The sequence below is a fragment of the Phyllobacterium sp. genome (assembly GCF_037994425.1).
Classification (GTDB): Bacteria; Pseudomonadota; Alphaproteobacteria; order Rhizobiales; family Rhizobiaceae; genus Phyllobacterium.
The window spans coordinates 1-17,873 of the sequence record NZ_JBBNAM010000345.1 but is presented as its reverse complement, the minus strand read 5'-3'; the positions used below and the strand labels follow the sequence as shown (position 1 = coordinate 17,873).

Genomic DNA, 17,873 nt, shown 5'->3' with positions numbered 1-17,873 from the left:
TCCTCGTAAACCTTGGAGGGGCCGAGAAAATTTTCCAGCCGCTCGGCAAGATAGCTCCGGGTCGGAACATCGGCGAAAATAGCGGGATCGAGCATCCCGTCGAATATGTGCGGCTTGCGCGTGATGATCCCGGCAAGGCGCGGCGCCGCTCCCATGATCAGCACCAGAAGTTCGAGAAGGCGCGGGTTGGATTGCAGCAGGCTGAAGAGCTGTATCCCCGCCGGCAATCCCTTGATCATTTCGTCAAAGCGCATAAGCGCTTCATCGGCCTGGCTTGTCGCCCCGAATGCTTTTAGCAGAACCGGCGTCAATTCGGTCAGGCGCTCGCGCGATTCGGCCGACTGGGTGGCGCGATATCGGCCGAAATGCCAAGTCCGGATGACGCGGCAAATGTCGCTTGGTCGCTCGAAGCCGAAATTCGCAAGCGTCTTCAAGGTATCAGGGTCGTCGACATCACCCGTGAACACGAGGTTTCCGGCTTCGCCGGTCAACGCCTGCGCTTGTTCGAACAGCGCAGCGTAATGGGTTTCGACAGTCGTTAGCGCCTGGCGGAAATCCGTGGCAAAGCTCTCGCCGTCCTGATAGCCCATCATACGAGCGACGCGCAGGAATTCTTCATCGTCCTCCGGCAGCATATGCGTCTGCTCATCGGCGATCATCTGAATGCGGTGTTCGACGTCACGCAGGAACCAATATTTCTGCGTAAGCGTATCGCGAGCGTCCTCGCTGATCCAACCGAGATCATGCAAGGCTGAAAGCATGTCGACGGTGCGCGAGCCCCTGAGCGGCGGAAACCGTCCACCGGCAATCAATTGCTGGGTCTGGACAAAGAATTCGATCTCGCGAATGCCGCCGCGCCCGAGCTTCACATTGTGACCGCGCACGGCAATTTCTCCATGGCCCTTGTGCGCATGTATCTGCCTTTTGATGGAGTGCACGTCGGCAATGGCGGCGTAGTCGAGATATTTTCGCCAGACATAAGGGGCAAGTTCCGCGATCACGCGTTTGCCGGCCGCAATGTCGCCGGCAACCGGACGGGCCTTGATCATGGCGGCGCGTTCCCAGTTTTGCCCTCGCCCCTCGTAATAGTTGAGCGCGGCGCCAACCGGAATCGCAAGCGGCGTCGATCCGGGGTCGGGGCGCAGCCGCAAGTCTGTGCGGAACACATAACCATCCGCCGTGCGGTCCTGAAGAATGCGAACAAGACGGCGCGTCAGCCGTGAAAAGGTTTCAACACAGTCATAGGGATCGGGAATGGCCGGACTGTGCTCATCAATGAAGACGATCAGGTCGATATCGGAAGAATAGTTCAGTTCGAACGCGCCGAACTTTCCCATTGCTAGAATGATCCAGCCGGAATTCCTGTCCGGATGCCCGAGATCGGGGAGCTTCAGCTTGCCGGCTGCCTGCGCATCGCGCAAAAGGAAGCGCACCGCTGCGCCGACACATTCTTCGGCAAGACGCGAAAGCCAGAACGTGGTGTCCTTGGTCGTAAACACGCCTGACAAGTCACCGAGCGCTACGAGCAGGTGCCCCTCGAGCTTCTGTTGTCTCAGGGCCGTCATCAGGCTCGCTTCGGTGACATCGTCCTCACCGTTGCCAGCAGCAATCTCCTGCATCAGCGCTTCGAGCCGTGCGGTGAGTGGCTCCTTCAACAGAGGCTCGAGCAGGGCTGGATGCTGCAACAGAATGTTGCGCAGGTAGGGCGAGAGGTCGAGAACGGCAGAGAGGAAGCCGGCCGCAGCTTTGTTGTCGTTCAGCGCAGCACAATTCTTAGAGCCCTTTTCCGCGGCAGTTTTCAGAAACTCCCGTAAGAGAGCGGCCGCATTCTTCTTATCCAAGGGCGCCAGTTCCCGCAAAACCTGCGAAAAGAATGGCGCATCAGCATTCGCCGCCTTGGATTTTCCACTCATCCGCTTTCCTCTCCTGCGGGAAATGTCAGGATTGCCCGCAGCCCCGGCGCATTGTCCGCAAGTTCCAAGGTCCCACCGTGCAATTTCATGACCGCCTTGGCAAGGCTGAGACCGAGGCCGGAGCCCGGCTGTGAACGGCTTTCCTCCAGCCGGACGAACCGTTCCGTCGCGCGCTCCATCTGATCGGCTGGTATACCCGGTCCATTGTCGGCGACGATGACTTTCACCTTGTCGTCCTGTTTTTCGACGGAAAGGGAAACCTCAACGGGTCGGTCAATGCCCCTTGAATATTTGATCGCGTTGTCAACAAGGTTGGAGACGGTCTGGGCGACCAGTTCCCGATTGGCTTTTACCGGTGTCGCATCGACGGGGCCCAGCACGAGCTTGACGCCGGCCTCCTCCGCGGAAGGCTCGTAGAGTTCGAACACATCCTCCGCGATAGCCGAGAGCGGAATTTGCTCAAGTGCCTCTGTCGAATATCCGGACTCGAGGCGAGAGATCATCAAAATGGCATTAAAGGTGCGGATAAGCTGATCGGAATCACTGATCATGCCTTCCATCGCGGCGCGCCAATGTTTCGTCGTCCGCGCACTGGCGATCGCCGACTCTGCGCGGTTGTGCATGCGCGTCAGCGGTGTCTTCAGATCGTGGGCAATGTTGTCGGAGACATGCCGCACACCTTCATTGAGTTCCTGGATGCGCGCCAGCATCCCGTTGAGATTCTCTGACAGACGATCGAACTCATCGCCCGAGCCGCTCACGGGGAGCCGTCCCGCGAGATCACCTCCCATGATCCGCTGCGATGCCACGGACACCTGATCGATGCGTTGCAGGGCGCGTCGTCCGACGAAGAACCAGATCAGAAAGGCGCCAACGCCCATGATGCCGAGCGCGGCCATCAGGGCACGGCGCACGACAAGGCGCACCTGTTCCGGCTCCCCGAGGTCGCGCCCAACCATGACGCGAATGCCATTGGACATGACGATCACCCGCGCGATTGCGGTGTGGACCTTGGGGTCGTTACCCTCGCCGTAGCGCTCATAGGTGATGGGACGCTCGATCCAGCCCTCGTTCTGCAGGACGCCGATTTCGATGCTCTGGACATTGCCGGCAACGATCCTGCCGGCAGGATCCGTAACGAGATAGAGATAGGCGCCGGGTTGGCGGCCGCGGCGGTCGATCGAGCGGACAAGTCCGGCAATGCCGCCACGCTCGTAGGATTGACCTATACTTTCGATCTCTTCGTTGACGGCGGTTTCAGTTTGCGTGGTCAGGAGACGCACGGAAAGACTGGTCATGTAGAACACAAGGACCAGCGCACAAACGCCAAATAATACGAGATAAAGGGCCGACAGCCGGACGGCCGTCATCTTCATCATGGCGGAGAAGCGACTCATGCACCGGTCTCGGTTGCCTTGAGCATGTAGCCTGCCCCGCGCACCGTATGCAGCAGGGGCGTATCGAAGTCTTTTTCGATTTTGCCGCGCAAGCGCGAGACGTGCACATCGATCACGTTGGTTTGCGGATCGAAATGGTAGTCCCAGACATGTTCGAGCAGCATGGTGCGGGTTACGACCTGCCCGGCATGGCGCATGAGATATTCAAGCAGGCGGAACTCGCGCGGCTGCAGGATGATCACCTGGCCGGCCCGCTTTGCCGTATGGGAAAGACGATCGAGCTCGAGGTCGCCAACCCGATAAACCGTCTCGGCTTCCTTCGGGCTGGAGCGACGTTGCAGGACCTCGATCCTCGCCAAAAGCTCGGAGAAGGCATACGGCTTGGTTAGATAGTCGTCGCCGCCGGCGCGGAGCCCGGTAACGCGGTCGTCGACTTGGCCGAGTGCTGAAAGGATCAGGGCCGGCGTATCATTGCCCTGCGCACGCAAAGCTGCCACGACTGAGAGGCCATCGCGACGTGGCAGCATCCGGTCGACGACAAGCGCATCATAACTGCCCTGCTCGGCAAGCGCATAACCGGTCTCGCCGTCGCCGGCGACATCGGCTGTGTGGCCCGCCTCGGCGAAGGCCTTCTCCAGATATCGGGCCGCCTCGCGGTCATCTTCAATGACAAGAATCTTCATGGCGCAATTCTAAGCCGGTTTTGGTGGATGCGTTAAGTGGTGCCCCAAAAGAAGTGGGCGGCAGATTAATCGAAGGAGATCTGCCGCCCTTGTGTGCTTTGGCGCTTGCGGGGGTGGGGGATGTGAAGCGCCGCCGCAACCTCTAGTTCAGGGTCATCCCTGATTGATCGGCAGCGCCACGAAGCGCGACTGATCGTTGGTCTGAACCTGCAGGAGAACTGCCTTGCGGCCGGCCTTTGTTGCAGACGTAATGGCAGTCTCGATCTCCGTGCCGCTCTTCACCGGCTGGTTGTTGACCGAGACGATGATGTCGCCCGTGGTAATGCCCTTGTCGGCTGCGTCGCCCTGACGATCGACGTCGGTTACGACAACACCCTTGCCGTCGTCGGACGGCATTACGGTCAGACCGTAATCATCGAGGGCCGAAGGCTTTGCGCTATCCTCGTCCTGTTGCGGGTTCTTCGAAGCCTGCTGATTGTCGCCCGGCATTGCCTTGATCGCAACGTTGAGGGACTTCGCTTCACCCTTGCGCCAGACGGTCATTTCGACATCCTTGCCCGGATTGATCGCCGCGATCTTCTTGGCAAGATCACGCGGGTCGGAGACGGTCTCGCCGTTCACTGCCGTGATCACATCGCCAGCCGATACACCAGCCTTGGCTGCGGGGCCGTCGGCCTGAGGTTCGGCGACAAGGGCGCCCTTCTCCTCAGCAAGGCCGAGCGATTCAGCGATCTCCTTGTTGACCGGCTGAATTTGCACGCCGATCCAGCCGCGCGAAACCGATCCGGTCTTGATGAGCTGATCGACAACGCCCTTGGCCGTCGTCGAGGGAATAGCGAAGGCAATGCCAACGCTGCCGCCCGACGGCGAGAAGATGGCGGTGTTGATGCCGACGACTTCACCATTCAGGTTGAAGGCGGGACCACCGGAGTTACCGCGGTTGACGGCAGCATCGATCTGCAGGAAGTCGTCGTACGGGCCTGCGCCGATGTCACGGCCGCGAGCCGAAACGATGCCTGCAGTTACCGTGCCGCCGAGGCCGAAGGGATTACCTACCGCCACAACCCACTGACCGACGCGAATCTTGTTGTCATCACCGAACGAAACATAGGTGAACTTGCGCTTGTCATCGACCTTAAGGACGGCGAGATCAGTGCGCTTGTCCTTGCCGATCAACTTGGCATCGAGCTCGGTGCCGTCATTCAGCACGACCGAATAAGCGCTGCCGTCTTCAACGACGTGGTTGTTGGTGACGAGATAGCCGTCTTCAGAGATGAAGAATCCGGAACCCTGGGCAGTAGGACGAATGCGATCAGGACGGTTGTGATCGCGCGGGCCGCCCTTGCGCGGCTCCATGCGCTGGCCCTGGCCGCCGAAATCGTAGAAGAAGCGCTTCAACGGATGGTCGTCCGGCAGCTGGTCGAGGCCAGGCATGCCCGAACCATCGTCGGCCGTCTGGTGGATGGCGCTCTTGACGCGGACGCTCACTACGGCGGGGCTGACCTTCTCGACAACATCGGCAAAGCCGGGCTGCTGGGGAGCGTCAACGCGCACGGCTTCTGCCTGAGCGGGAACGATGGCTGCAAGCGGGCCGGTTGCCAGGAAGCCCCCGACGAGCGCCGAGGACAACATTGCGGCAGCGATGCCCTTGCGGAAATGTGAGGACTTGCGAATATTCGGCATGAATGTATCTCCTTGAAAGTCCGATCGCGAGGGAAACGATCGCTTCATATCAGTAGTGATACAGATAGGAACGTTACCCCGCCATTTCCGCAACATGACAAATTTGTAAGATTGATGTTGGACGGCGCTCTGAAAAGCTGGTTTTATCCCCACGCTGCCGACCTCATTCACCTGGAGATTCATCATGCCGGAGCTCGGATCAACCCTCCGCATCCATATGCCAAATGCGGGCGTCTACGCGTTCTACGATGGAAGGATCGATGGTGTTCGGGCCTATTCGGAACGTCCCAACTGGCTCGACGATGGAGCCTATTCGCTCGGGGTGTGCTCCTATGCACTGATATCGGGAGCGGAGGCACTCGTCTACGACACGAGCATCTCCCTCGCCCACGCGCACATCATCCGCAAGACACTTGAAGATGCGGGGGCCCGCCGGATACGTGTGGTTTTGAGCCACTGGCATGTGGACCACGTCGCCGGCAATGAGGTATTTGCCGATTGCGAGATCATCGCCAATCACCTGACTGAAAGGGCGCTGCGCGATCATCGCGAAAATCTCGAAAACAGGGATCCACCAATCCGGCCCCTGGTCATGCCCAACCGCATTTTCGAAGACGAACTGAAGCTGAGCGTCGGCACGATCGACGTCGAATTGCGCGTCGTCGATATCCACAGCCACGACGGCACCATGATGCTATTGCCGCAACACTCACTATTGTTCGCTGGCGATGCGCTGGAGGATCCAATAACCTACGTCGCAGAACCCACCCGGCTGAAGCAGCATCTGGCCGACCTCGCCCGTATGGCCACATGGGACATCACGAAAATACTGCCCAATCACGGCGCGGAGGAAATCATCGTTGCAGGTGGTTACGGGCGCGGACTGATCGAGGCGACACGAAACTATGTCGAGAAGCTGATTAAGCTGCGTGAAAACAGCGAAACCGCCGATCAAGATCTGAGGGCGTTTGCCGCGGAGGATTTTCGCTCGGGCGCGATCAACTATTTCGCTCCCTATGAGGCGGTGCACCGGGAAAATATCAAGGCCGTTCTGTCCGGCGAGGCGGAAGAATAGCCAGCCTCAATCCTCTGGAGTTGCGAATATCTTCGTCAACTCGCGCTTTTCACCATCCGTAAGCGGCGCGATTTCTGCGGGAGCGGCGCGCCTGCGGCGTATCGAAATGATAATCGCAAACCCTCCGGCCACAAGCGCAGCGATCGGAAAGCCCCAAAGCAGGAGTGTCGAAAACTGCAACCGCGGCTTCAGGAGCACGAACTCTCCATAGCGTGCCACGAGGAAATCGAGGACCTGTTGGTCGGTGTCGCCGGCGACCAGCCGCTCGCGTACAAGAAGCCGCAAGTCCTTGGCCAGATCGGCATTCGAATCGTCGATCGATTCGTTCTGGCAGACCATGCAACGCAGCTCGGCAGATATGATGCGGGCACGTTTCTCAAGTGCCGGATTGCTCAGCATCTCGTCTGGTGACACTGCTAGCGATGCGCCGGCAAAGCATAGGGACAGGCCGAGGATGACCAGAACAAGCAGCCGTTTCATGCTGTCGCCCGCGCCTTCGATACCTTCGCCTTCGCGGGGGCGCCGATGCGCAGGCGCCGGTCGAACAGCGAGAGACAACCGCCCGCCATCATCGCCACCCCTCCCAGCCAGATCAGGGTAACGAAAGGCTTCCACCAGACCCTGACGACCACGCCGCCATCCTTGGCCGCGTCACCGAGCGAAACGTAGAGCTGGCTGAACCAGAAGGTTTTGATGCCCGCCTCCGTGGTCTGCATCTTGCGGACTGGGAAGAACCGCTTTGACGAGAGAAGATCCGTCACTTCATTGCCTGCGCGGTCGAGAACCATGAAGTGCCCCTGATCCTCGTTATAATTGGATGATTTTACGGGTTCGACCCGGTCGAAACGCAACGTATAACCGCCCGCAGCGACGGTATCGCCCGGCTTCATCACCAGAACGCTTTCGGTCGCGAAGGTGGAAACGGCGACGATGCCGAGCAGCGTTACGCCGAGACCGAAGTGCGCGAACGTGGTGCCGAAGACCGAGCGTGGCAGGCCGATCAGACGCTGTATCGCAACGCTCGCGGAGGTCTTGCCGATTCCAATCTTGAGGGCGAGATCGGTTACTGCGCCGAGCATCAGCCAGACGGCAAGACCTATTCCGAAAGCCGCCAGAACGCCCGACGCCGATGTCTGATAGAGCACAAGCCCCACGGTGACGAGGGCAATAAAGAAGGCGGCCATCAATCGCTGTGCGGCGGCGAGAATATCGCCGCGCTTCCAGGCCAACATCGGACCGAATGGAACCGCAGCAAGCAACGGAATCATGAGCGGGCCGAACGTGAGATTAAAGAAGGGTGCGCCCACCGAAATCTTCTCGCCGGTCAGCGATTCAAGCAGCAACGGGTAGAGTGTGCCGATCAGAACCGTCGCTGCGGCCGTGGTCAGGAAGAGATTGTTGAATACCAGCGCGCCTTCCCGCGAGATCGGCTGAAACAGCCCACCGGGCTCCAGCGTCTGTGCCCTCCAGGCGAAAAGTGCCAGCGATCCGCCGATAAAAAGCACGAGGATGGCGAGGATGAACAGGCCACGGCCCGGATCATTCGCAAATGTGTGAACGGACGTCAGGACGCCGGAGCGAACGAGGAACGTGCCGAGGAGTGAAAGCGAGAACGTCAGGATCGCGAGAAGAATGGTCCATATCTTCAGTGCCGAACGCTTTTCCATGACCAAAGCCGAGTGGAGCAGTGCGGTCCCCGCGAGCCATGGCATGAACGAGGCATTCTCGACCGGATCCCAGAACCACCAGCCGCCCCATCCAAGTTCGTAATATGCCCAGTAGGAGCCCATAGCGATGCCGCCGGTGAGGAACAGCCACGCTGTCAACGCCCATGGACGCACCCAACGCGCCCAGGCGGCGTCGATCCGCCCGTCGATCAACGCTGCCACTGCGAAGGAAAAACAGACCGAGAAGCCGACATAGCCGAGATAGAGCATGGGCGGGTGGATGGCGAGGCCGATATCCTGCAGGATCGGATTGAGGTCCTGCCCCTCGATCGGCGCAGGGTTGATCCGGGCAAAGGGATTGGACGTCGCGACGATGAACAGCAGGAAGGCGGTGCCGATCCAGGCCTGTACACCAAGAACGTTGGCCTTGAGCGCGGGCGGCAGGTTGTTGCCGAAGAAGGCGACAAGGGCGCTGAAGAAGGTGAGGATCAGAACCCAAAGAAGCATCGAGCCTTCGTGATTTCCCCATACGCCCGTGAACTTGTAGAGGAGTGGCTTTTGGGAATGCGAATTTTCAAAGACGTTCTGTACGGAGAAATCAGAGAGGACGTAAGCTGCCGTCAATGCAGCAAAGGAAAGCGCGATCAGGGCGAAGACCGTAAAGGCCGCGGGGACCGCAACCGCCATCATCCGCTCGTCGTTGCGGCGCGCGCCGAGTACGGGCAGAACCGCCTGGACCATCGACAAGGCAAGGGCAAGCACCAGCGCGAAATGTCCGAGTTCCACTGTCATTGCTGCTTGTTCTCCCCCTGCCATACGCCCTTGGCCTTCAGGCTGTCGGCGACTTCCTTGGGCATGTAGTTTTCATCGTGCTTGGCGAGCACGCTGTCGGCGACAAATGCACCGCCCGGCGTGAACCTGCCCTCAATCACCACGCCCTGATCTTCGCGGAAGAGGTCCGGCAAAATGCCGTCATAAGTTACAGGGACGCTCTTGATATGATCGGTAACAGCGAAACTGACCTTCGTGCCCTCACCGCGCACGACCGTGCCCTTTTCGACAAGGCCGCCCAACCGGAAGCGCGATTCCGACTGCATGTCGGTCGCCTGAATATCCGAGGGCATGCGAAAGAAAGCGATCTTCTGCTGAAGCGCAAACAGCACAAGGGCGGCAGCAACCGTCAGCACAAGCAGCCCACCTCCGATCACCGAAAGCCGCTTCTGTTTACGCGTCATCAATTCTTCTCCGAAGCGCCGGGTTCGTCTTCAAGTCCGAGATCCTTGGCCACCGCATCAAGCTGAACAACTTTATCGGCACTCAGCGCTTTTCGCGCGCGTTCAAGCGCTTCGATGGCGTCGTTGGGTCGGTTGAGGACCACATAGGAACGAACCAGACGCTCCCAACCTTCCACATCATCAGGCGATTGTTTCAATTTTTCGGCAAGACCCGCAACCATGGTTTCGATCATCTCGGCTCGGTCCTGGCTACTCATGCCCGCGGCAGCTTCAACCTGCGAGGCGTCAGGACCCGTCTTCTCGACGTCGCTGACATCCGGCGCGTCGCCCGATATCTCTTGATCCAACCTCGTCAAGGCGGCTTGCGCCTGATCGCGCCACGGAATGTCGGCGGGTGCCTCCGTCAGCAGCTTCCTGATCAGGTCGCGCGCCTCAGTGAGCCGCCCCTGCTGCATCCAGCCGTCAATGATGAAGAATTGCGGCCGCATGTCCTTGGGGTCGAGTTCGAGCGCATGCCTGAATGCTTCTTCGGCTTCCGGCGTAACCTTGCCGTCGGCAGCAGCCGTCATCGCCTGTCCCAGCCCCAGTTGGCGCGTCACACTATCGCCGTTCAGCCGGATTGCATTTTGAAACGCGGCGACGGCATCGGCAGGCCGCCCAATGCGCAAATAGATGGGAGCAAGCACCTCCCAACCCTGACCATCGTCCGGGTTGAGAGTGAGGTGTGCTTCGGCGCGCGCGATCAGTTCGGCTGGCGTGTTTTGGTCTGGAGGACGTGCGAGCCGCTCCGCCAGCGGCTGTGCCGGGAGCTCGGGAGAGCCTGTCTTCGTATAAATGCCCCAGGAAATCAGCGGAATAGCGACGACTGTTGCGAGGGTCAACCATTCACGCAGCGCGCTCTTCTGCGACCGAACGCTCGTTCTGTCTGCCTCGACGGCCCGTGCCGATTTCAATAGGCGGCGGCCGATCTCAGCCTGCGCCTGTTCGCTGCTCACGTGATCAATGAGCCCGCGTTTTTCGTCGGCCTCAAGTTCAAGCAACTGATCCCGATAAACCTCGACATCGTATTGACTGTCGGACGCTGATGCCTTGACGCGTCGCGTCAATGGCAGAAGCACTAGTAGCGTCGCGCCCACGGTCAAAATTGCAGCAGATATCCAGAAAACCATGGGTTGAGACATAGACTCCCATCCGCCTAAAATCCAAGGGATTTCGCAGATAGGGCAATTCGCCGCAAAACGAAAATGTGATCAAATCGAAGCTATGTAAGTGGTGTCCAACTGCCGTCTTCGTTGCGGCAGGCAGTGCCGCGCGCCGATTGCGGGGTACCGTCGATCCTCACGGTATGCGTGTACTGGCGGCAATTTTGCGACCCAACCTGATAGGGCTGCGCCGCGACTACCTCGCCCGAACGGTTACCACTGCTGTTCTTCCACTCGACTGTCTTGCCCGCGGGGGAATATTCCAATGCCTGGTATTCCGCCTGCAGGGCTCGCTTGCGATCGGATGCATCAAGCGATGCATTGCCGATCAGACCGTTGCCGAGGGCGGCAAGCACGCCGGAAGCCGGCTGCTTTCCGCCGCCAGTCAGGCTGGTGAACGTACCGCCGCCACTTTTCGATCCTGACGGAGTGGAACAACCAGAGAGGAGTGCGATCGCGAGGAGGGAAATGGCAATCTCAAGTTTCATCATCTGTCCGTTTACAAACACTTCAAATACTTTGGTCAGCAATCCGTTTATGGCCTGATTGAGCGCGGTCTTGCAAGCTTCATTCAGTTTCCAGCTATCGGCAGCGTCAAACGCGCGCTCAGGCCACCAAGGTCGACGCTGCGCTCCAGGCGCAGGGTTCCGCCATATTCGCGTACCGTGTCATGTACGATGGAAAGCCCGAGGCCCGTGCCGGGCTTGCTCTCGTCGAGACGCTTTCCTCGCGTAATCGCATCCTTGATCTGTTCTGAAGCAAGGCCCGATCCATCATCGTCAACACTGATCTCAAAACCGTTCTCCACCTTGGCAAGAGCCAGCCGGATTATACTTTTGCCCCATTTTCCAGCATTTTCGAGGAGATTGCCCACCATTTCCTCAAGGTCTTCCTCCTCGCCGGCAAAGATGACGTCTTCCATATGATTGTCGAAACGCACATCCTTGTCCGGGTTGAGCTTCGCGGTAACTCTCGCCAGCCGTGCAAGGATCGGCGTCACTGGCGCGCGAAATACGACGCTGTCACGTTGAGCCGCAATACGCGCCCGCTGCAGATAGTGCTGCACCTGCATCTGCATCGCGGCGCTCTGCTCGGCGATGAGGCGCCCCTCGGTTCCGCCAATCGTGCGGCTCTCATTGACAAGGACCGAAAGGGGTGTTTTCAGCGAATGGGCGAGGTTTCCCACCTGGGTTCGCGACCGGTCCATGATGCGGCGATTGTTTTCGATCAGCGCATTCATTTCGCGGGCGAGCGGCGCAATTTCATCAGGCAGGTTCTCGTTGAGACGCGAAACCTTGCCTTCGCGAATGTCGGCAAGGGTGCGCCGAACACGGTCCAGCGGCCTCAAGCCAACGAGAATGACGGCAGCATTGATCAGCGTACCGCCCAGGCCAAATATCCCGAGGTAAAAGTAGAGCGTGTGGCGGAAGTCGGCGATTTCGCCTTCCACTTCACTGAGATTGCCCATCACTCGGAATCGGGCCACGCGATTTTCGGCATCGAGAACAACTTCGGTTTCGACCACGGAAAGCTGTTGTCCATTTGGACCAGTCTCCGTGTAGGAGCGCTGGAACGACGTGTCGAAGGGAACAAGCAGCGTCGAAGGAGAATCGATGGCCTTGTCGCCCAGGGAAATGGAGCGAAGTGAACCTTTGAGATTGTCGCCCACCGGATCAACAGACCAGTACCAGCCTGATAGCGGGCTCGAATATCGCACTTCGCCAGGATCCGGGCGGCCAGCGAGCGTGCCGTCATTGACGCTTACCGATGCAATCACGCTGAAGAGATGCGCCGAGAGCAATTGCTTGAAGCTTTGCAGGCGCGCATCGCCATACAGCGCGGAGATGATCGTGGCGATGGCAACAAATGAGACGATCGTCCACAATGTCGACAGGGTGATGACGCGCAGCGATAGCGAACGCAGGCTTGGGAGATAGCGGCTCAGGCGGATTTTCACACGGCGCCCTTTGTCCTGTTGATTTCCGCAAAAGCGTGCGGGGTTCGCCGCCGGGACACAATCAGGACTTGCTGTCCTGCGATTTGATCCGGTAGCCCATGCCGCGGATCGTTTCGATTAAATCCATACCCATTTTCTTGCGCAAACGCCCAACAAAGACTTCGATCGTATTGGAATCGCGGTCAAAATCCTGATCATAAAGATGCTCGACGAGTTCGGTGCGCGAAACGACTTCATCCATGTGATGCATAAGGTAGGATAGAAGGCGGAACTCGTGCGATGTCAATTTCAGCGCCGAGCCGTTAACGGTGGCCTTCGACGTCTTGGTGTCAAGGCGCAAAGGTCCGCAAGTAATCTCCGAGGAGGCATGGCCCGCCGCACGCCGGATAAGGGCCCGCAAGCGTGCAAGAACCTCCTCGATATGGAATGGCTTGGCGACATAATCGTCGGCACCGGCATCGATTCCGGCAACCTTGTCGCTCCAGCGGTCGCGCGCCGTAAGTAACAGGACCGGCATGCTCCTGTTGTCCCGCCGCCATTTTTCAAGAATTGTCAGTCCATCCATCTGCGGCAAGCCGATATCGAGGACCACAGCATCATAGGGCTCCGTGTCGCCCAGGAAGTGGCCTTCCTCGCCATCGAAAGCCTTGTCGACCACATAGCCCGCATCGGTCAAGGCGTCGACCAACTGGCGGTTGAGGTCACGATCATCTTCGACGACGAGTATTCTCATCCAGTATTTCCCACGCGCAAGGTCAGTTAGCCGGTACAGCCACTTCGACGCGGCGCGGCCGTTCGCCATCCCTGCCGGGAATGAGCACGACGACCACGCAGACTTCCTTACCGTTCTGCACAACGGAGGTGGCGCGCGCAAGGGTGCCGCCTTGTGAGTCCGCGACTTGTTGGCCTACGGCCGAGCAATCCGCAGCTAGGGCGCTGCCGGCAGCGACGACGCCAGCGACCGATATCAAGCCCGCGAGGGGCAGAGAGAAAATCAAGTGTTTCATCATGGCGTTATTAGTATCGCTTGGTGTCTGAACGATGCATGAACAGTTGGGATGCAAACGGCTGGATTGCCACTGCGTCACGCCTTTTAACACTATATTTCTTTACGTGAAATGAGCGACGTGGCACTGAGACGGCCAAAAAATGCCACGACCCCGCTCATCGCCGTCAAGAATTGCACGATTGTTTCCGCAAGCTCCGTTTGATCCAGATGTTCCAGCGATATGTTCAAAAACCCGGAACAGGAAAGCAGAACCGTTACGATCGAGGCCCAAATGGTCTTTGATAGGAACCAAGGCTTTTCATTGGTCATGATCAATTCCTTTGTGAAATTACATATACTTCAATGTGTTTTGACGAACTGCCAGTCGAGCGGAACGCCCGGCCCCTGTGACCGCTGAGATCATGGCGACGTCGAAATCAAAATCTGCATCGGGACGGCCCAAATCGTCCCGGCGTTGCGATTGCGCGTAGGTCCAACTCGGACCGGCGACATCGGCCGATCGAACCAGCCGCTCGCCAACACGAACCCTGATGCGATAGGCTTCCCTGTCTTCCCCCAGTGGAATGTCTGTGGCGAGCCAGTTGTCGGCATCGATTCGCCCGCGTCTGATCCAGCGAAATTGCAGGTCGCCATTTGTCTCGCCATTTATCCGCAGATGTACCGGCTCCAGAGGCTGCAGTGCGCGCAGACCGCCAACCGCCGTAGTTGTGGTGTAAAATTGATCGGTAAAGTCCTCTCCTGACGTTCCAATGCGCCAGTTCAAGCTCAAACCCGCCTCCTGGGGTTTCAACCCGAGAGGTGATACCGCGCGGTCCAGCAGGATGAACCGCGTTCCTACCGGCCTTGGATCGAGCGCCTCCATTTCCGTCCCACATTGTCCGCGCAATAGCCCCGAGAGCTGCCAGCGATCGCTTTCCACTTCCTCGGCATTCAAAAATTGAAGCATCTCCCAACGCCATCTGCCGTCGCAAGCAGCGCGGTGTTGGCACCATTGAGCATCTGAGACAACGATGTTGAACGCAGTTCGCCATAATAAAGTTGGACCTCCAGGATTTGGCTATTGAGGAGACGTCCGCTCTTGCCGCTCGACTCGAGTGGTGATGTCAGTTCACCCATGATCGCTTGGTCGGCGAGTTTCGCGCGCGCCTCGAAGCCGGACGCTTCCGGCGAGACGAAGGCGCTTACGCCGCTCCAGGGTTTGGCGAAGGTCGCGCTGCGGAATTGATCCGCCGCCTTTTCGATTCCTGGCCACATGGGAAGGTCGATAAGCTCGAAATGGGGCCGCCCGCGCATAGGCACCCCACCGCCGGTTGCGGCAGGGAGTGCAGCCCTCACCGGATAGCGTACGTGTCGCGGCATTGCTCTTGCGGCAACGCGCCGTGTCGCGCCATCCTCGATTGAGGTGACGACGAAATCCGATGTGGACGAGATGCCCGCTACCCTGATCTTGTCGCCGGGTTTCAATGCCGCCTGCTTCCAGGGCAGTTCGCACACAAGCGACCGACGGGCGGCGCGCCGCGCTTGCAGCCGCTCCTCGGCCAGAGATACGGCTTGCCCCTCGTCGATCATGCCGGCAATCGCGAGGTTTTCGGTTCCCTTGCCGTCAAGCCGTTCGGCGAAGGCTACAGCACCCTGAAAATCGAGCATGGGGTCACGATAGGCGATTTCAACACGCGAGGGTTGGTCCGTCGGTTCATCCAGCCGCCATTTGACAGGGCCTGGTTCCTCCTGCTCCACGAATTCGTCGATCAGCTGCGCCTCGCCGCCGAGCCGCGCAGAACTGCGGAAGATGAGCCGCCCGCCATCCTCGAAGGCATCCACCCCGAAAAGCGCGAGGATAGGCTCAAGTACGGCGCGCGCACTTGTTGGCTCATCGATGACATAGCCGCTGACAAAGCCATCGACCTCGCTCGTGTCGACGTTTGGCACGCCAAAGTCGCTGAGGATCGCCGACAAAAGCTCATCGAGCGCCACGCCTGACAGTCGGCCATTCAACCAGTGACCGGTGGTCCAGTTGCCTCCGTCAGCCCATAGCTTGCGATTCGACGGAAACTCGGGAAATGGCCGCGTGTCCCACGCCCAGACATAGAGGCGCTCCCGGTCCAGCATTCCACCGCTGCCAGCGGCGTTCCAATGGGCAAAATGCGCACGCAGGTAGCGGTTTTGGGCGAGATCACAGCGCCCATGGTCGGAGAAATAGGGAAAGGCACCTTCCGAAGATTTCATGTCCGGGAAAACATTCGGCTGGTTCGGCCCCTTGTCCGCGGCCGGACACCCCAATTCATCGCACCAGGCCCCGTCGAATTGTGGCCCGCGCAGACTGTCCGGGTCCTCCGCGCGCCGGAACTGTTGCTCGCCCTGGCCGAACAATGGTGCAATTTCGGCCGGAGAGATGCCATAGTCGCGGCAGAGCGCAATTGCACTCCTCCGCCTCATGGCAGGTGACGAGTTGGTCATGAATTTCCTGAAGAACGAAGGCGAGCAGGTCGGTGGCCTGCAAGAGCTGAAGTCACAATTCCGACGATGACTAAAACCTACAGCAAGACCGTTACGCAGTCAAGGACTATTTTCCTAGATATGAATTATTTCTTAGGAGGCAGCCTTTCTCCAGCCGAGCGCGAGCAGTCCCGCCCCCACCATCAGCGATCCGCCCGTGCGATTGACTATACGCTGCACTTTCGGCTTGCGGATTGTATGTCTCGCCATGGACGCCATCAGGGCGTAGGTGCCCGCATTGATGGTCGCCAGAACGAGGAAGGTCGCCTCGAAAATCACCATCTGCATGAGCACGGGACGGGACGTATCAAGGAACTGGGGCAGGAAAGCAACGAAGAAGATGATGCTTTTCGGGTTCAGTGCCGTTACCACATAGGCATGAAGGAATATGGGCAGAGCCTTTTCGTTCTTTGCCGGCTTTTCGCCGCTGTCCGGGTTTGCGACAGGTGCGCGCCACAGCTTGATTCCAAGATAGATCAGATAGGCAGCGCCCACCCATTTGAGAACGGTGAAGATGGTCGCCGAAGCCGCAAGCAATGCGCCGAGGCCGAGCATCGAGGCTGTCATCGCCGTAAAATCGCCCAACGCCACGCCTGCAACGGTCGCCGCCGCGAAACGCCGGCCATGACCGAGCGCATAAGAAATGACGAGAAGTATGGTGGGGCCGGGAATGGCCAGAAGAATTGCCGATGCCGCAACGAATGCAAGCCAATCCTCGATAGACATGCGCATTACCCTCAAGTGAAAAATGCCATCAATCCACCGGCGTTCGGCAATTGCATGCAGAAACCGCAGGCTTGCTCTTTGGCAACACTCCTCAATGAAATCGTGTTACGCCACTCTTCGCTCCTTGTCGCGCTAGTCACAAAGGCGGTATTCTTTGATGGAAGAAGCCACCATATAATCTCACTGCAAAACAGACGTCCTAAGAAGCTGTTAAGCGTAATCCGCTACACCATGTCCGTTCAGGGTAGACGTGGCCAAGCGTAGGGCAGGCAAGAATTCGATGGAAGAGCCCAGGCCAGGCAAGCAACGTAAGCGATTCAAGGTCTCGCCGCTGCTCGGACTTGATGCCTGGATCGATTCTTCCCTCTACGAATTACGCTTTCGCCTTGCCGAGTTCTGGGAAGACACCACGATTTTCTTCCGCCGGTTCCGCGTCACCGGCTGGCGGCGGGCCATAATCGAATTACTAAGCGAAGGTTTTACTTGGGGTACCGCGGGCTCGGTCGTCATGCTTACGCTGGCAATTCCGGCATTTCACGAAACAGAGAAGAACTGGCGCACACGCGACGACTTTGCGGTGACCTTTCTCGATCGCTACGGCAACGAGATCGGCCAGCGCGGCATTCTACATCGCAGCGCCGTCCCCATAGACGAACTGCCCGATCATGTTATCAAGGCAGTTCTCGCGACCGAAGACCGGCGTTTCTTCGATCATTTCGGCATTGATTTCCTCGGTCTTTCGCGCGCCATGACAGAAAACCTGCGAGCGAACTCCGTAGTGCAGGGCGGATCGACGATTACGCAGCAGCTCGCCAAGAACCTTTTTCTTA

The 17,873-nt window shown here is 58.8% G+C and carries 18 protein-coding genes; 2 read left to right on the top strand and 16 right to left on the bottom strand.

Annotated features, from left to right (window positions below):
* From AAAB35_RS22845 to AAAB35_RS22830, 4 genes are all read right to left on the bottom strand, one after another.
* Positions 1–1,913: bifunctional [glutamine synthetase] adenylyltransferase/[glutamine synthetase]-adenylyl-L-tyrosine phosphorylase (locus tag AAAB35_RS22845; protein WP_340670566.1), on the bottom strand; the 1,913-nt coding region annotated here is incomplete at its 3' end.
* Positions 1,910–3,310, bottom strand: a complete 1,401-nt coding sequence (locus AAAB35_RS22840; protein WP_340670565.1) for a HAMP domain-containing sensor histidine kinase — start codon at positions 3,308–3,310, stop codon at positions 1,910–1,912. The genes AAAB35_RS22840 and AAAB35_RS22845, both read right to left, overlap by 4 nt.
* Positions 3,307–3,993, bottom strand: a complete 687-nt coding sequence (locus tag AAAB35_RS22835) for a response regulator transcription factor (RefSeq protein WP_340670564.1) — start codon at positions 3,991–3,993, stop codon at positions 3,307–3,309. The genes AAAB35_RS22840 and AAAB35_RS22835 overlap by 4 nt, the downstream gene beginning before the upstream one ends.
* Positions 3,994–4,146: 153 nt before the next feature.
* The gene (locus AAAB35_RS22830; RefSeq protein WP_340670563.1) at positions 4,147–5,676 is read right to left on the bottom strand and encodes a Do family serine endopeptidase; all 1,530 of its coding nucleotides are present in this window, start codon (positions 5,674–5,676) and stop codon (positions 4,147–4,149) included.
* A gap of 184 nt (positions 5,677–5,860) precedes the next feature.
* On the opposite strand from AAAB35_RS22830, the gene AAAB35_RS22825 reads away from it, so the two are divergent.
* Positions 5,861–6,751 (top strand): MBL fold metallo-hydrolase, encoded by an 891-nt coding sequence (locus AAAB35_RS22825; RefSeq protein ID WP_340670562.1) that lies wholly within the window; start codon positions 5,861–5,863, stop codon positions 6,749–6,751.
* A 6-nt stretch (positions 6,752–6,757) separates the two neighbouring features.
* Here the strand turns inward: AAAB35_RS22825 and AAAB35_RS22820 are convergent, their stop codons facing one another.
* From AAAB35_RS22820 to AAAB35_RS22765, 12 genes are all read right to left on the bottom strand, one after another.
* Positions 6,758–7,231: a cytochrome c-type biogenesis protein gene (locus AAAB35_RS22820; protein ID WP_340670561.1), complete on the bottom strand. Its 474-nt coding sequence runs from the start codon at positions 7,229–7,231 to the stop codon at positions 6,758–6,760.
* Positions 7,228–9,210 (bottom strand): heme lyase CcmF/NrfE family subunit, encoded by a 1,983-nt coding sequence (locus AAAB35_RS22815; RefSeq protein WP_340670560.1) that lies wholly within the window; start codon positions 9,208–9,210, stop codon positions 7,228–7,230. The genes AAAB35_RS22820 and AAAB35_RS22815 overlap by 4 nt, the downstream gene beginning before the upstream one ends.
* The gene (gene ccmE / locus AAAB35_RS22810) at positions 9,207–9,653 is read right to left on the bottom strand and encodes a cytochrome c maturation protein CcmE (protein ID WP_340670559.1); all 447 of its coding nucleotides are present in this window, start codon (positions 9,651–9,653) and stop codon (positions 9,207–9,209) included. Before ccmE ends, AAAB35_RS22815 begins: the two co-directional genes overlap by 4 nt.
* Complete coding sequence (gene ccmI / locus AAAB35_RS22805) at positions 9,653–10,834, bottom strand: c-type cytochrome biogenesis protein CcmI (protein ID WP_340670558.1); 1,182 nt, start codon at positions 10,832–10,834, stop codon at positions 9,653–9,655. Before ccmI ends, ccmE begins: the two co-directional genes overlap by 1 nt.
* Before the next feature lie 80 nt (positions 10,835–10,914).
* On the bottom strand, positions 10,915–11,343 hold the full coding sequence (locus AAAB35_RS22800; protein ID WP_340670570.1) for a hypothetical protein: 429 nt from the start codon (positions 11,341–11,343) through the stop codon (positions 10,915–10,917).
* A gap of 83 nt (positions 11,344–11,426) precedes the next feature.
* Positions 11,427–12,755, bottom strand: coding sequence for a sensor histidine kinase (locus AAAB35_RS22795; protein WP_340670569.1), 1,329 nt, complete (start codon positions 12,753–12,755; stop codon positions 11,427–11,429).
* A gap of 118 nt (positions 12,756–12,873) precedes the next feature.
* Positions 12,874–13,545 (bottom strand): response regulator transcription factor, encoded by a 672-nt coding sequence (locus tag AAAB35_RS22790; RefSeq protein WP_340670556.1) that lies wholly within the window; start codon positions 13,543–13,545, stop codon positions 12,874–12,876.
* 22 nt (positions 13,546–13,567) lie between these two features.
* On the bottom strand, positions 13,568–13,819 hold the full coding sequence (locus tag AAAB35_RS22785; RefSeq protein ID WP_340670567.1) for a hypothetical protein: 252 nt from the start codon (positions 13,817–13,819) through the stop codon (positions 13,568–13,570).
* Between the two features lie 92 nt (positions 13,820–13,911).
* A complete protein-coding gene (locus tag AAAB35_RS22780; RefSeq protein ID WP_340670555.1) occupies positions 13,912–14,130 on the bottom strand; it encodes a hypothetical protein in 219 nt (72 codons plus the stop codon).
* 19 nt (positions 14,131–14,149) lie between these two features.
* The gene (locus tag AAAB35_RS22775; RefSeq protein ID WP_340670554.1) at positions 14,150–14,767 is read right to left on the bottom strand and encodes a hypothetical protein; all 618 of its coding nucleotides are present in this window, start codon (positions 14,765–14,767) and stop codon (positions 14,150–14,152) included.
* Entirely contained in the window at positions 14,752–16,278 is a 1,527-nt protein-coding gene (locus AAAB35_RS22770; RefSeq protein ID WP_340670553.1) for a glycoside hydrolase TIM-barrel-like domain-containing protein, read from the bottom strand. Before AAAB35_RS22770 ends, AAAB35_RS22775 begins: the two co-directional genes overlap by 16 nt.
* A gap of 132 nt (positions 16,279–16,410) precedes the next feature.
* The gene (locus AAAB35_RS22765; RefSeq protein WP_340670552.1) at positions 16,411–17,043 is read right to left on the bottom strand and encodes a LysE family translocator; all 633 of its coding nucleotides are present in this window, start codon (positions 17,041–17,043) and stop codon (positions 16,411–16,413) included.
* Between the two features lie 280 nt (positions 17,044–17,323).
* On the opposite strand from AAAB35_RS22765, the gene AAAB35_RS22760 reads away from it, so the two are divergent.
* On the top strand, positions 17,324–17,873 hold a 550-nt coding region (locus AAAB35_RS22760), incomplete at its 3' end, for a transglycosylase domain-containing protein (RefSeq protein WP_340670551.1).